The organism is Vagococcus teuberi, from assembly GCF_001870205.1.
Lineage (GTDB): Bacteria > Bacillota > Bacilli > Lactobacillales > Vagococcaceae > Vagococcus > Vagococcus teuberi.
On record NZ_CP017267.1, the window covers coordinates 1,395,705 to 1,409,850 of the forward strand.

Annotated in this window: 14 protein-coding genes; 4 read left to right on the plus strand and 10 right to left on the minus strand. The window is 34.4% G+C overall.

The window, feature by feature from the left end; all coding sequences use genetic code 11:
• Positions 1-31: 31 nt before the first annotated feature.
• Both BHY08_RS06725 and dnaX read right to left on the minus strand, forming a co-directional pair.
• Positions 32-346 (minus strand): YbaB/EbfC family nucleoid-associated protein, encoded by a 315-nt coding sequence (locus BHY08_RS06725; RefSeq protein ID WP_071457139.1) that lies wholly within the window; start codon positions 344-346, stop codon positions 32-34.
• A gap of 25 nt (positions 347-371) precedes the next feature.
• Positions 372-2,090 (minus strand): DNA polymerase III subunit gamma/tau, encoded by a 1,719-nt coding sequence (dnaX, locus tag BHY08_RS06730; protein ID WP_071457140.1) that lies wholly within the window; start codon positions 2,088-2,090, stop codon positions 372-374.
• 180 nt (positions 2,091-2,270) lie between these two features.
• Here dnaX and BHY08_RS06735 point away from each other — a divergent pair, with 180 nt between their 5' ends.
• The 4 genes from BHY08_RS06735 (at position 2,271) to BHY08_RS06750 (ending at position 6,229) form a co-directional block, all read left to right on the plus strand.
• Entirely contained in the window at positions 2,271-3,497 is a 1,227-nt protein-coding gene (locus BHY08_RS06735; protein ID WP_071457141.1) for an SPFH domain-containing protein, read from the plus strand.
• Between the two features lie 19 nt (positions 3,498-3,516).
• Complete coding sequence (locus BHY08_RS06740) at positions 3,517-4,566, plus strand: TFIIB-type zinc ribbon-containing protein (protein ID WP_071457142.1); 1,050 nt, start codon at positions 3,517-3,519, stop codon at positions 4,564-4,566.
• A gap of 41 nt (positions 4,567-4,607) precedes the next feature.
• Positions 4,608-5,360 (plus strand): TPM domain-containing protein, encoded by a 753-nt coding sequence (locus BHY08_RS06745; protein ID WP_071457143.1) that lies wholly within the window; start codon positions 4,608-4,610, stop codon positions 5,358-5,360.
• A gap of 107 nt (positions 5,361-5,467) precedes the next feature.
• Entirely contained in the window at positions 5,468-6,229 is a 762-nt protein-coding gene (locus BHY08_RS06750; RefSeq protein ID WP_071457144.1) for an alpha/beta fold hydrolase, read from the plus strand.
• Here BHY08_RS06750 and BHY08_RS06755 read toward each other — a convergent pair.
• The 8 genes from BHY08_RS06755 to BHY08_RS06790 form a co-directional block, all read right to left on the minus strand.
• On the minus strand, positions 6,226-7,218 hold the full coding sequence (locus BHY08_RS06755; RefSeq protein WP_084657207.1) for a nucleoid-associated protein: 993 nt from the start codon (positions 7,216-7,218) through the stop codon (positions 6,226-6,228). The genes BHY08_RS06750 and BHY08_RS06755 overlap by 4 nt on opposite strands.
• A 35-nt stretch (positions 7,219-7,253) precedes the next feature.
• Positions 7,254-8,183, minus strand: coding sequence for a UTP--glucose-1-phosphate uridylyltransferase GalU (gene galU / locus BHY08_RS06760; RefSeq protein WP_071457146.1), 930 nt, complete (start codon positions 8,181-8,183; stop codon positions 7,254-7,256).
• Positions 8,184-8,198: 15 nt separating this feature from the next.
• On the minus strand, positions 8,199-9,209 hold the full coding sequence (locus BHY08_RS06765; RefSeq protein WP_071457147.1) for an NAD(P)H-dependent glycerol-3-phosphate dehydrogenase: 1,011 nt from the start codon (positions 9,207-9,209) through the stop codon (positions 8,199-8,201).
• Between the two features lie 100 nt (positions 9,210-9,309).
• Positions 9,310-10,128, minus strand: a complete 819-nt coding sequence (lgt, locus tag BHY08_RS06770) for a prolipoprotein diacylglyceryl transferase (RefSeq protein ID WP_071457148.1) — start codon at positions 10,126-10,128, stop codon at positions 9,310-9,312.
• A complete protein-coding gene (gene hprK / locus BHY08_RS06775) occupies positions 10,125-11,066 on the minus strand; it encodes an HPr(Ser) kinase/phosphatase (protein WP_071457149.1) in 942 nt (313 codons plus the stop codon). The genes lgt and hprK overlap by 4 nt, the downstream gene beginning before the upstream one ends.
• A gap of 87 nt (positions 11,067-11,153) precedes the next feature.
• Positions 11,154-11,624, minus strand: coding sequence for a threonine/serine exporter family protein (locus BHY08_RS06780; protein WP_071457150.1), 471 nt, complete (start codon positions 11,622-11,624; stop codon positions 11,154-11,156).
• Positions 11,625-11,636: 12 nt separating this feature from the next.
• Positions 11,637-12,398 carry a threonine/serine exporter family protein gene (locus tag BHY08_RS06785; RefSeq protein ID WP_071457151.1) on the minus strand — a complete coding sequence of 254 codons (762 nt, stop codon included), beginning with the start codon at positions 12,396-12,398 and terminating at the stop codon, positions 11,637-11,639.
• Positions 12,399-12,491: 93 nt separating this feature from the next.
• A complete protein-coding gene (locus BHY08_RS06790; RefSeq protein WP_071457859.1) occupies positions 12,492-13,871 on the minus strand; it encodes a M24 family metallopeptidase in 1,380 nt (459 codons plus the stop codon).
• Between the last annotated feature and the right edge of the window lie 275 nt (positions 13,872-14,146).

Consider the following 14,146-nt stretch of genomic DNA (forward strand, 5'->3'; position numbering starts at 1 on the left):
AGGAAGTTTCCTCCCTGTTTTCTTTTAATTATTATAATCCTGGAATGGCTTTTGCATATTTCCCCATTACTCGTTCTGTTTCAGCATCAATCTTCTCGATTACTTTATTTGTTGCATCTAAGACTAAATCTTGAACCATCTCTGGATCTTCTGGGTCTAAAACATCTGGTTTAATTTCGATATTTGTTACTTTTTTCTCACCAGTCATGGTGATTTTTACTAAACCATTTCCTGCTTCAGCTTCAAATACTTGTGCATCTAATGTTTCTTTTGCCTCAGCCATCTCTTTTTGCATTTTTTGAACTTGTTTCATCATTCCTTGCATATTTCCCATTCCACGCATCATAATTATCGTCTCCGTTTCTATTATTTTAATCTTCTACTACTTCAATTGCTTGTTCACCGAACATTTTTTTTGCTTCACTAATGAGTACATCCTCATCAGGCGTATCCTCTTTAGTTTCTGGTTTTGTCACATCTGTCTGTGAAATAAATTGCTGTCTTAGTTCTTTCCAGTTATCTTTAGGGATACTAATTAAACTTGGTGTATAACCAATTAGTTTATTAAGACTATTATACACTGCCACTTGCAATTCTTCATCATTACTCGCTTTTTGACATAAAATATCATACTCAAAAGCTATGACTAATCCTGTTTCGCTTGCAGCGACAGGTTCACAAGCTTTAAGCATTGCACGCTGTGTTACAGATAGTAATTGCAATAAATCCACCCAAACATCACGTACACTTACCAAATGCTCTTTCGTTGCTTTTTCTAACACCTGGTAAACTCTTTCAGTTGGTACTTTGTATAATGGTTGTTTATTACGAGACGTACTACTTTTTTGCTTCTTCTCTTGTACCTGGCCACCATTTTCTTGTAACCGTTCAATTTTTTGTTCTAATAGTTGAACTTTTTGAATCAGTTCTTGATAATCGGCAGATACCTTACCTGATATACTTACCTCATCACGAGTCTCTACGGCTGGTCGATGTATCTCTTTTTTAGCAGAAGTTTCAGATAGTTTAATTGTTAACACTTCTAAATAAATCGATGGTTGAGAGGTAAACTTCATATTTTTTTGTATATCGTTTAATTCTTCAATCCAACTATACAATACACTACTATCAATATCTTGACTCAACTGTTTAAATGACTCGCTAATAGTTGGTAACTGAGCTTCAACAACGTTAGGTGCTTGTTGATACATTAAGACGTCACGGCAATGTATTAATAAATTCTCAACAATCCGATTGCTCTCTTTTCCTTCATTTAACATATCATCTACTAACTCTAATGCTTTTTGTGTATCGTGATTAAAACAAGCAAAAAAGTAATCATCCATCATTTGACTAGTTAAACTACCAGTAACTTCTAACGCATCTGCCACACTCAATGTTCCATCACTAAATGAAATAAGCTGATCCAAAATACTTAACGCATCCCTCATACCACCTTCAGCAGAACGTGCGACTATTTTTAAGACCTGTTCGTCAAAATTGATTTCTTTTTCTTTTAAAATAAAAGCTAATCTATTTTCAATATCTCTCGTATTAATTCGTTTAAAATCAAATCGTTGTGTTCTTGAGATAATGGTCGCAGGTATTTTGTGAGGCTCAGTTGTCGCTAATATAAAAATAACGTGCTCAGGTGGTTCTTCAAGTGTTTTTAGTAACGCATTGAATGCACCCGTAGATAACATATGCACCTCATCTATGATGTAGATTTTATACGGAACTTGTGTTGGGGCATATTTTACTTTATCTCTTATATCACGAATTTCTTCTACCCCGTTATTACTCGCCGCATCAATTTCTAATACATCATTGATTCGACCATTTGTAATCCCGATACAATTGTCACATTCATTACACGGTTCACCATTAACTGAATGCTGACAGTTAATTGCTTTTGCAAAAATTTTTGCCGCACTGGTTTTCCCTGTTCCTCTTGGGCCAGTAAAGAGGTACGCATGTGACACTTTTTGTTGCATAATGGCATGTTTTAACGTTTGTGTGATAATTCCTTGACCAACTAAGTCATCAAATGTCTGTGGTCGCCACTCACGATACAATGCTTGATATGCCACATAAACACTCCCCTCTAATTTCAATCTTCTCTATTATAAGTTAAAATCACAAAAATTTCTAGCTATGTCTTAAATAGGCGACCGCAAATATATAAATCATTCTTTCGGCCGATTGTCGCTGATTTCTAACTATGGTAAACTTATCTAAATCAAGTATTTTAAACGAAAGTAGGGACAATTATGGGATTAATAAAAGCGGCAGTAAACTCTGTTGGCGGTGGCTTAGCTGATCAATGGTTAGAAGTCATTGAACCATATAATTTAAGTGATGACACTGTTATGACAACAGGTGTTCCAGTTAGAAAAGATAGTAAACGTCAAGGAAATAAAAAAGGGACAGATGGATTTATTACAGATGGTTCTGTAGTCTATGTATACCCAAACACTATGATGCTGTTAGTTGATGGTGGAAAAATTATCGATTTTACCGCTGAGGAAGGCTACTACACAGTGAATAATGCTAGTGCTCCCTCAATGTTTACTGGTAATTTAAAAGGAGCAATTGAAGAATCTTTTAATCGTTTCAAGTTTGGCGGCCTACCACCTCAAACACAACAAGTTATTTATATTAATCTACAAGAAATTAAAGGCATCAAATTTGGTACGCCTAGTCCTTTAAATTATTTTGATAATTTCTATAATGCAGAACTATTTTTACGTGCTCATGGAACTTATTCTGTCAAAGTGGTTGACCCTATTTTATTCTATAAAAATGTGTTACCTAAGAATAAAAATCATGTATCCTTTTCTGATATCAATGATCAATTTTTATCTGAATTCTTATCTGCCTTACAAACATCTATTAATCAAATGTCTCAGATGGGCGAAAGAATATCTTATGTCCCATCAAAAAGTATGGAACTAAGTAAATTCATGGCGTCTGCCCTTGATGAAGATTGGACTAAACTTCGTGGAATGGAAGTTGTCAGTGTAGGAGTCGCAAGTATTTCTTATACAGACGACTCACAAGAATTAATCAATATGAGAAATAAAGGTGCCATGTTATCTGATGCATCTATTCGCGAAGGGTTTGTTCAAGGCTCAGTGGCACAAGGTTTACAAGATGCTGGTAGTAATCCTAACGGCAGCGTCAATGGTTTTATGGGTGTCGGCATGGGAATGAATGCAACGGGTGATTATTTAAGCCAAAGTTCTAAAGGAAACCAAGAACAAATGCAAAAGCAACAGGCCAAACAAACAAATAATAACACATGGTCGTGTCCAAACGATCAAACAGAAAACACTGGGAAATTCTGCTCTGAATGCGGGCAAGCTAAACCAGTTGAACAAGCATCTTCAGGCATTCAAATGAAATGTGCTAACTGCCATAATGTTGTGACAATCACAACTCAAATGCCAAAATTCTGTCCAGAATGTGGGGCTCCTTTCCAAGGCTTGCCTTTATAATAAGAAATGAGGTTAGCTTATGTCTGATGTAATATCTCATAAATGTCCAAATTGCGATGGTCCTCTTTTATTTGACCCAAGCAATCAAACATTCCATTGTGAATATTGTTTAAGTGTTTTTAATGAGCAAGATTTAGGTGCTACAGAACAAAAAGAAACAGCAAAAAATTTAACTCACACAAGTAGCGAGCTATTTAATCTATATGATTGCCCTTCTTGTGGAGCTGAAATAGTCACCGATGATACAACGGCTGCAACATTTTGTTATTATTGTCATAATCCTGTTGTCTTGAAAGATAGAGTTAGTGGTGAATTTTTACCAAACAATATTCTACCTTTTAAAATTTCAGAAGATGAAGCTAAAGAGCAATTTTTATCTTGGGCAAAATCAAAAAAATTCATTCCAAAAGATTTCTTTGATGAGTCTCAAATTGAAAAAATAACTGGTATTTATTTCCCTTACTGGAAAACAGATGCCACTACAAAAGGACGTGTCGATGCAACTGGAACAAAAATCACTGTTTGGCGTGTTGGTGAAACAGAATACACTCGTACAAGAAAATATAAACTAACACGCGGTGGAAAAATCGAATTTAGAGATTTAATCAAAAATGCGTTACAAAAGAATACTAAGCAACTGATGATTGAGTCTGTTCAACCTTTTCCACTCACTAATGTGACAAATTTTGATTCAAAATATCTATCTGGTTTTCAGGCTGAAAAACGTGATCTTGAGTTTTCTGACATCGAGCCTTCTTTAACGGGTGAGTTATCACACTATACTCAAAATATTTTAGAAAATGAAATGCAAGGATTTACGACCATTTCTACTACTTACCATAATAGTCAAATCATCAATCAATCAAATAAATACCTACTTTTACCTGTTTGGGTAGTGACATATCAATCAGAAATGAGCGATGAACCATTTTATTATGCGATGAATGGTGTGACAGGCAAAACTAGTGGAAAATTACCTTTAAATAAACCTAAATTAATCGGCACTTCTATTTCAATTGGTGTTTTGGTTACTTTACTTATTTTAGTTGGGGGGTATTTACTATTTTAAAGAAACAAGTTACCTTACTATACCTCTTCACATTTATTCTTTTGGGACTGTCTTTTTCATCTCTGACTGTTTTTGCCGAAGCAAGCTCTCGTGTATTTGATGACGCTGGGTTACTATCTTCTGATGAAAAAAATTCGCTTGAACAAGCGATAGCGTCTTTTAAAGAACAAACTAACCAAGATTTTGTTTTCGTTTCAACAAATGATACTAAGGGTAAAACATGGGAAGAATATGCTGATGATTACTATGATGGTAATGGATTTGGGGTTGGCGATGATAAAAGTGGCATGCTATTTTTAATCGATATGGAACATCGTAAATTTCACATCTCCACTACAGGAAGTATGATTGATATACTAAATGACAATCGTATTGATAACATTATTGAGAGTTCTACAAGTGATATGGCAGATGGTCGTTACTACGATGCCATAAAAAATGTTTTAGCTAAATCAGAAAGCTACGTTCAACAAGGTCCTGCTGCTAATTCACATCGTGTTTCTCGTGATAAATCTTCTTTTACGTTTGTGACCATTATTATCGCTAGTATTGCTGGTATTGCGTCAGCTCTTGGGTTTTATTTTTATATTTTTAGAAATTATCTACTAAAAAAAGCAACATATCGTTATCCGTATTATGAAATGAGTCAGCTAGAATTGACAGAATCACGTACTAACAAAGTATTTGATGTTACCACAACAAGACATATACCAAAACCACCACCAAGTAGTGGGTCAAGTACTCACATGGGTGGCAGTGGAACAAGTCACGGCGGAGGTAGCGGTAGTTTTTAAAAAATAAGGACGAAGTAGTTTATCTACTTGGTCCTTATTTTTTGTCAGTTCTATAATTTGCATTCTACCTAAAATACAGATACCCTTAATAAAAAGGAGTGATGTTTATGAAAACTATTACGAAAGAGAGAATGATAGAACATATTCCAGTTCTTGAAGTAGTTCCTGAGGATTATCAATATGACGAACTTCCGTGCATCGTATTTTATCACGGTTGGCAAACCTCAAAAGAACTTGCTTTAACTCCTGCGAGGAAACTTGCACAACTAAATAATCGGGTAATTATACCTGATGCAATGTATCACGGTTCAAGACGTGTTGAAAATCGTTCAAAAATTCCATCATTTACTTTTTGGTCTAGCATTCAACATAATTTAATTGAGTTTAATCTAATTAAAGATTATTTATATAAAAAACAATTCGTTCTAAATAACCAACTTTCTGTTGCTGGTTTTTCCATGGGTGGTATGACAAGTGCTGGATTACTAACCAAGCATCCCGATATCACCTCTGCTGCAATCTTAATGGGAACACCTGATTATCAGGGATTTATTGACCGATTAGTGTTTTACAGTAAGCAAAGAAATATCCAATTGCCACAAGATTTAGAAGATAGTTTATCATGGACAAAACACTATGATTTAAACGCTCAACCAGAAAAGATTTCAGACCGCCCAATCTATTTTTGGCATGGAACAAAAGATGAAAAAGTCCCATACCATGCAAGTCACGATTTTTTTGAAACCTATCGACATAAATCTTTTGGACAACAAATGGTCTTTGACACAGGGATTGATGAACCCCATATTCTAACAATAGACACGATGAAAACAATGGCGACATTTTTAGATAAACATTTTACACATTAAAACTTACTTATGATTTCTTCAATATTTTTTATCATTACTGATACGGTGCCATCAGGATTATTAATAAATTCAACCATGTTTGGATCGTTAAACACATCACTTGGGATAGATAATTCAATCCCATTTGCTAATTTAAACTTTTGTTTACTGTATTTTTTTTCATATTTCACAATATTTTCTGGAATGTCTTCTGTGAATTTGGTTTTCTCAATAATCTCTTGATACTCTTCTTTGGCAGAAATATTGCCTTTAAACACAACATCTGCCACTTTTTGTGTGTCAATGATTCCATCAGATTCGATACTTTCAAAAATAGCTTGTTGTGCTTGGCTCATACTGACATATTCTTCTTCGTTGTATCGTTTTGCGACTTGTTTAACTGCCTTTTTAACAATTTTTAACTTCTCACTAACAGTTGGAAGTGGATCAAGCTGTAGTAATCGTTCTGTAAAGTAGAAGCGTTTCTCACCTTCAAACATGTAACGTTTTTCAATCACTCGTGTGGCTAAGTCATTCAAATTAACGATAAAACACTCATCTATTTTCTGGGTTACTGAAGGAAACACTGTTCGATTTAAAATGATGTTGTTTTGCATCACGTCATCTACATAAGTTACGTGATGAGTGAACTGCGGCTTATAGTTAAATTTAATCACCACTAACGAGTGATTTTCCTCTAAATCTTGCATATCTAAAAACAACACATCCCCACTTGGTGCATCCTCACTAATAGCTAACACATCAAACATCGATTGCGCAATATCTTGTGTTGCCTTAATAAAATCTGTTTCCACTTCTTTAATAAAAGGAACAATCTCATTGTCTTCAGACAATATACCATGCTTGTATTCCCCTTTATCAAGTCTTTTTAAAACAGTTTCCATATACTGACTCACATAAAATTCTCGTAAGTCAAGTTCAGCTTGTGAACAAATCAATTGACCTGAATCTTTATCAATAATGTGCAAAATCGCTTTATTTATTTCCATGATAATCTCCTTTAAACAAGAAAAAGAGAAGGGAATTATTCCTTCTCAGTTTTTTTACTCTCAGTTTTTTTTGTTGTGATGCCTTTTTCTTTTTTGATGTCTTCACTCAAATCTAAAATAAGTTGGGCTAAATCATCTTTAATTTGAGGATGTTTCAAACCATATTCAATACTTGTTTTCATATAGCCAAATTTGTCACCAACATCATAACGAATTCCAGTAAAGTTATGTGCAAATACACGTTGTGTTTTATTTAATGTATCAATCGCATCTGTTAATTGGATTTCTCCTCCAGCTCCTGGTTCCTGTTCTTCAAGAACTTGGAAAATTTCTGGTGTTAATAGGTAACGACCGATAATCGCCATATTACTTGGTGCTTTTTCTACTGGTGGTTTTTCTACAAAGTTTTTGACATTGAACAAGTTTTTAGCTACTTCACCACCTGGGTTAATGATGCCATATTTTGACACATCTTCTTTTGGCACCTCCATCACAGCAAGTGTCGAAGCATGAGTCGCATCATAGTCATTGATTAATTGTTTTGTTAAAGGAATATCATCTTCCATAATATCATCACCTAGCATCACGACAAATGGCTCATTGCCTACAAATGATTTTGCTTGCAAGACAGCATGACCTAACCCTAAAGGATGTGATTGACGAATAAAGTGTAAGTTTAGACCAGTTGTTTCTTCAACAAGCTCTAATAACTCTAATTTACCCTTTTCTTTTAAGTTTGTTTCAAGTTCTAAGTTTGAATCAAAATGATCTTCGATTGGGCGTTTTGCCTTGCCTGTGACGATTAAAATATCTTCAATCCCTGAAGCAAGTGCTTCTTCTACGATAAATTGAATCGTTGGTTTATCAACAATTGGTAACATCTCTTTTGCCATTGCTTTTGTTGCTGGTAAAAAACGCGTTCCTAACCCTGCTGCTGGAATAACAGCCTTTTTAACTTTAACCATTGTTTACTATCTCCTTTATAATTCCTGCTCAGATTTATGTTCTCTAAGCATAATATTTTTAACTGTTGATGACACATCTTTATCGTTATAAATAACATCATAAATCGCTTCAGTAATTGGCATTTCAATTTGTCTTTCTTGCGCTAGTTCATATGCCGCTTTTGTTGTATAAACCCCTTCAACAATCATGCCCATATTATCTAGCACATCATCTAAAGAGTTGCCTTTTCCTAACAAGTATCCTGCTCTAAAGTTACGAGAGTGTTCACTAGCACACGTTACAGCTAAATCACCGACACCACTTAAGCCAATAAATGTTAAAGGGTTCGCCCCCATTGCCACACCTAATCGACTAATTTCAGCTAATCCACGTGTCATAATAGCCGCACGTGCATTATCGCCATAACCTAACCCTTTTAAAGCACCAGATCCAAGCGCAATAATATTTTTTAACGCAGCGCCCATCTCGACACCAATCACATCACTGTTGGTATATACTCTAAAATAATCATTTGAAAATAACTTTTGAACGTATTCAGCAGCTTCCATTGAGCTTGATGCTGCCGTAATTGTTGTCACATCTTTTACAGCCACTTCTTCAGCATGACTTGGCCCAGACAATACTACAATCGCTTCACGATGACTTGGAGAAATTTCTTCTTCAAGTACTTCAGTAATACGTTTATGTGTGTCTTGCTCTAAGCCTTTACTTGCATGGATGACAATTGGTTTATTTTGACAAACTTCATTAAATTGTTTCGATACATCTCGCATCGCTTTTGTCGGCACAACAAATAATACAGCATCAGCGTCTTTAATCGCTTCTTCTAGATTAATTGTTGCCACTAATTCCGTTGGTAACGTTATTTCCTTTAAGTAATGCGTATTTGTGTGCTTCTCATTTATTTCATTTATTTGCGTTTCTTTATTTCCCCAAATCGTCACATCATGACCATTTTCTACGAGAACCATAGCTAGAGCTGTGCCCCATGATCCTGCTCCTAAAACAGCAATTTTTTGTTTCATAAAATTAATTGTCTCCTTAAAAAAACATTAGTAAATCTATTTTATCATATGTTACTAAAAGAAGTAAGATAAGAGACGAAAACGCCTCACATCTTACTTCTTATTTAATACTATACGAGCGATTATAGTATGGTAACTCTTTATTACGACGTCGAATTGCTATTAGAATCATTGCTCCAATAAACAAAACAGCAGATAGTATTTGTGACACTCTCAAGCCACCAAAGAACATCAAACTATCTGTTCTCATTCCTTCGATGAAGAAACGCCCAAATGAATACCATAAAACATATGTTAAAGCAATTTCACCTTGCTTAAAGAAATGTTCTTTTCGTCTTAGTAAAATTATAATGATAAACCCTAACACATTCCATGAACTTTCGTATAGAAACGTTGGTTGTCTATACGCCCCATCAATATACATATTTTCAATAATAAAATTAGGTAGATGAAGTTTCATAAGGAACCCTTTGGTTGTAATTTCTCCAAAGGCTTCATGATTCATGAAGTTCCCCCATCTCCCGATTGCTTGTGCTAACAACACACTTGGTGCTGCAACATCTAGAAACGTCCATGTATTAATGAAATGATGTCGCGTGTAAAAATACAGTACCAGTCCACCGGCAATTAATCCACCATATATTGCGAGCCCACCATTTCGTATCGCAAAAATTTCGATAGGATTCTGTGAGTAATATTGCCACTCAAATATAACATAGTACAGCCTTGCTCCAATAATCGAAATGGGTAACGCCCATAACATCATATCAATAACATCATCTTCTTTTAATCCAACTCGAACAGCCTCTTTGGTTGCCAACCATGACACAAGGACTATTCCTGACACGATGATAATCGCATACCACTGAATGCCTATACCAAAAATATGAAAAGCTGTCGGATTTATCGCTGCAATCATTTATCAAACTCCTTATCACTCTCAGAATTTTCAGCAATTAATTGTGCTAAATTATTTTCAAATTTTTTCGTCGCATCATACCCCATTGTTTTAGCTCTAAAGTTCATCGCAGCGACTTCAATAATGGTCGCAACGTTACGTCCATTGGAAACTGGAATCGTAATTTTTGGTACTGGAACATGAGCTAAATCAATTGATTCTGTACCAGAACCTAATCTGTCGAACGTATTGTCGACACTCCAGTCTTGTAAGTTGACAACTAGTGAGATATGGGCATGATTTCTCACAGCACTTGCCCCAAACAAATTCATCACATCAATAATACCAACACCACGAATTTCCATTAAATGCTCTAAAATTTTTGGTGACTCACCTATGACTGTTCGTTCGTCTTGACGGTAAATATCGACACGATCATCTGCAATCAAGCGATGTCCTTTTTTAATTAACTCAAGACCTGTTTCACTTTTTCCAATACCACTGCTTCCTTGAATTAATACCCCTAATCCATAGACTTCAACAAGCACGCCATGAATCGACACACGTTCTGCTAATTGACTTTCTAAGAAATTTGAAATCATCCCAGACAAACGTGAGGTAGAGATTGTTGACTGTATAATCGGTATTTCTTTTTTATTTGCCGCATTAACTAATTCTTCTGGTATACTCAGACCTCGTGCAATAACAAAACAAGGTGTGTCTTCATTGCATAATTTTTTAAAAATCATTGATTTTTCAGCAGATGTCATTTTTTCTATAAAGGTAATTTCTTTCATCCCTAGGACTTGGATTCGGTCATATGGATAATAATTAAAGTAGCCTGTCAATTCCAATCCTGGTCTTGATATTTCACTAGAAGTAACAGTATGATTTAAAAAATCCTCTCCTGAATAAACATCTAAGTGAAGTTGATTAACAATATCTTTAACTTGAACCATTTTTTCACTTCCTTACTTTAAATACTCATCTTATCCATTTTAACATTTAAAGTTACAGGTGACTATCATTTGATACCGTTTTACATTTTAAGATGATTTATTTTTTTTGTTAATAAATGGCTCTTCCTCTATTTTAACTTTAGCTGCCAATAAAATTTTAGATACCGCTTCATTGATAATAAACCCTATCGCAATCGCTCCTCCCACTAAACAAGCTTGAAACCCATAATGTAGTGCTACTTCATAATGTTTCTCAGTTAAATTGTTAAACGTTTTAAATAATAATCCCCCAGGAACTATCGGCATAATTCCTGGCATATTAAAAACCAAACTAGAGACGTTTTTCCATTTACTTAGAAGATGAGAAAAAAAGATTAACGATAGTAAGGCAATCAAGGAAGACATCGCCTCACTAAAGGACAATTTTGTACAAATATAATAGATGAACCACGTAAGCATCCCCGACAATCCACATAACAGTGTGTAATCTTTTTCTATATTATAAAGAATCGCAATCGCGCATCCGGCGACAAAACTAAAAAATAATTTAATCAGCATTCAGCCATCTCCTTACAACACACTTGAAAAAATAATTGCTACAGGTAACCCTAACATTAATGCCGTACTAAAAGCATCCATCGACTGAATTATGCCTGTTAAATAATTACCATCCATCATGGCACGAATCGCATTGACAAATGTCGTGCCTGGTAATAATGGCATTATACAACTAAATAAAATTGAATACGGCTCTACAACAATATTAAGCTTAACTAAACCAACAATCAAAAAGCAAATAATGGTTGAATAAGACAAAATCGCAAAGATATTAATTTTTGTTGTTTCTTTAATTTTTAAATACAACCAGTAACCAATAATACCTAAGAAAAACGTCGTCAAAAAACTCCAATTCAAGCCATTCATAATGACATTCATTCCACCACAAACAAGGGCTGCACTAATGACTCTTATGCGCTTTGGGAAAGAATAAGTTTTATTATTAATCACTCTTAATTCATTTAGAAAAGATTGGGTATCTAATTTATTAGCCAAAAAATCATCTAGTACCCTTTCTACTCGAAGTATTTTTTCAAAATTATATCCAGAATGTTCAACTGGAATCATTTTTACCGTATTATCGTGACGATTAATAATAACAAAGCTCGTTTCAGCATTAAATGTTGATATTTCATCATTTTCTACGTTTAGATGGTTAATTATTTTTTGTATATTTCCATTTATCATATCACTCGTTGCATTACTCTCTTGTAAAATTTTGCCATAAAGCAGACAGAGTTGCACGATATCATCAAAGTTAGTTTGTGAATCCATGATTCGTTCCTTCTTTCAAACAAGATATCTGTACCACTATAACAAAAAAAAATTCCTATTATAAAAATATAATAGGAATAAATAATGATTTTTTTATTTGTTTCGTTTTAATGCCTGCTTTTTATCTAAGAAAAATGGTCGATAATAAGCCACTGTATCTGTCATAGGCAATACATCTTCACTAATATCAATATTTAGTTGTGTTTTAATAAATTCTCTTCGTTTCATAAAATTATCATACATTTCTGGATAGTTTTCTTTTATCTCTTTTTGTAATTCTTTATTGGCTAATAAAATCCCACTCTCACAACTTGTCCCAGCATAGCCTGAAAGAGAAGGAATAATATCTGTTTGAAACATCATCCCGCTTTTTAGCCGAATATTGGAGTTAGGATAAATTGGTGAAGATAGCCATTCCTCATCCGCAAATAGATGACCTGGATTTAGATGCCATCCGTATGTTTCTTGCGGTAACACTTTTTCTATTACGTCATACATTTCTCGACCGGTCATCCCAATTTTTATTGTCTCAAGCCAAGTCGCAATAGCATTAAAATAAGGTTTAGCTAAAGCATCTAAATAATCCTCTTGCCCTTTTGGAAGTTGACTGGCTTTTTCAACAGCATATCCTGCTCTTGACGTTAGTCCACCTTTATAGCCAACCGTCATTGATACTGGATCACCCAATGTCACTTTTTTATCTGTTGGATACATGTTTGCTTTGACAAAACGTTCGCCTGTTGCTGTAATGGTCACGACACTTCTTGGCTGACCTTTTTCTTGCATAACATCTCCAATTTCCATTTCTGATACATCAACATCAAATTTTTGCAATCCTTTAGACATACTTTGACTAGATAATTGTGCCCAAAATTCATAATGAGCGACTTCATTGCTGTTATTCGTCACTCTTGCTCCAGTGTCACTATTAATAAAAAGACCTGTTTGGTTCGATAGATTTTTTTCTCCAACAACTTCTTTTAGGCCATCAACTAAAAAATTAGGTAAATCAAAATAAGTTTTGTCATTACCATATTGACTAGTAAATAATTTCCACCCAACTACACCAACTTGCATATCACTGGTTAGTCCAGCTTCGTTAAAGTAATTTACAACTGGTTTATCATCATCCATTGGTTGATTTGCTAATGACAAATGCGGCATATGGATTCCCTTAGCTTTAATACGTGATTTAGGTGCTTTATTTAAATTTTCATTACCTAATATTAAGTAGGCGTCTTTATTTTTATGTAAAACGAGCAATCCTTCTTCAAAACGTGTAACAAAGCCTGTTAAGTATTCAAAATTGCCACCATGTTCTAAATCACAATAAATGACTAATGAGTCCAAGTTTTCCTCTATCATTCGACTGATTACTTTTTCAAGACGTTCATTCATGGTTTCATCTGTTAGTGCAACTGGTATCAAATTTCTTTCGACGACTAACTCCTCTACAGGTTCCAATGATATAATATCTCGCATAATAAACCTCCTATTTTCGTATTGTTACTTCATATCATAACATAGTTAAATACTGTAATCATCCTAATAGAATAATAGTTTATATAAGTTTAGAGAAAAATATATGATCATATTTGGATTTAAAATGACATAATAATCATGACTTAAACGAGTCGACCGGAAAAATTGAACCTAAGACACCCATATAAAAAAACTTAAAAGCGTGTCATACGGATTCAAATCATTTCACAATATGAGAATAAGGATTTTCTTGATAAACAGCCTTA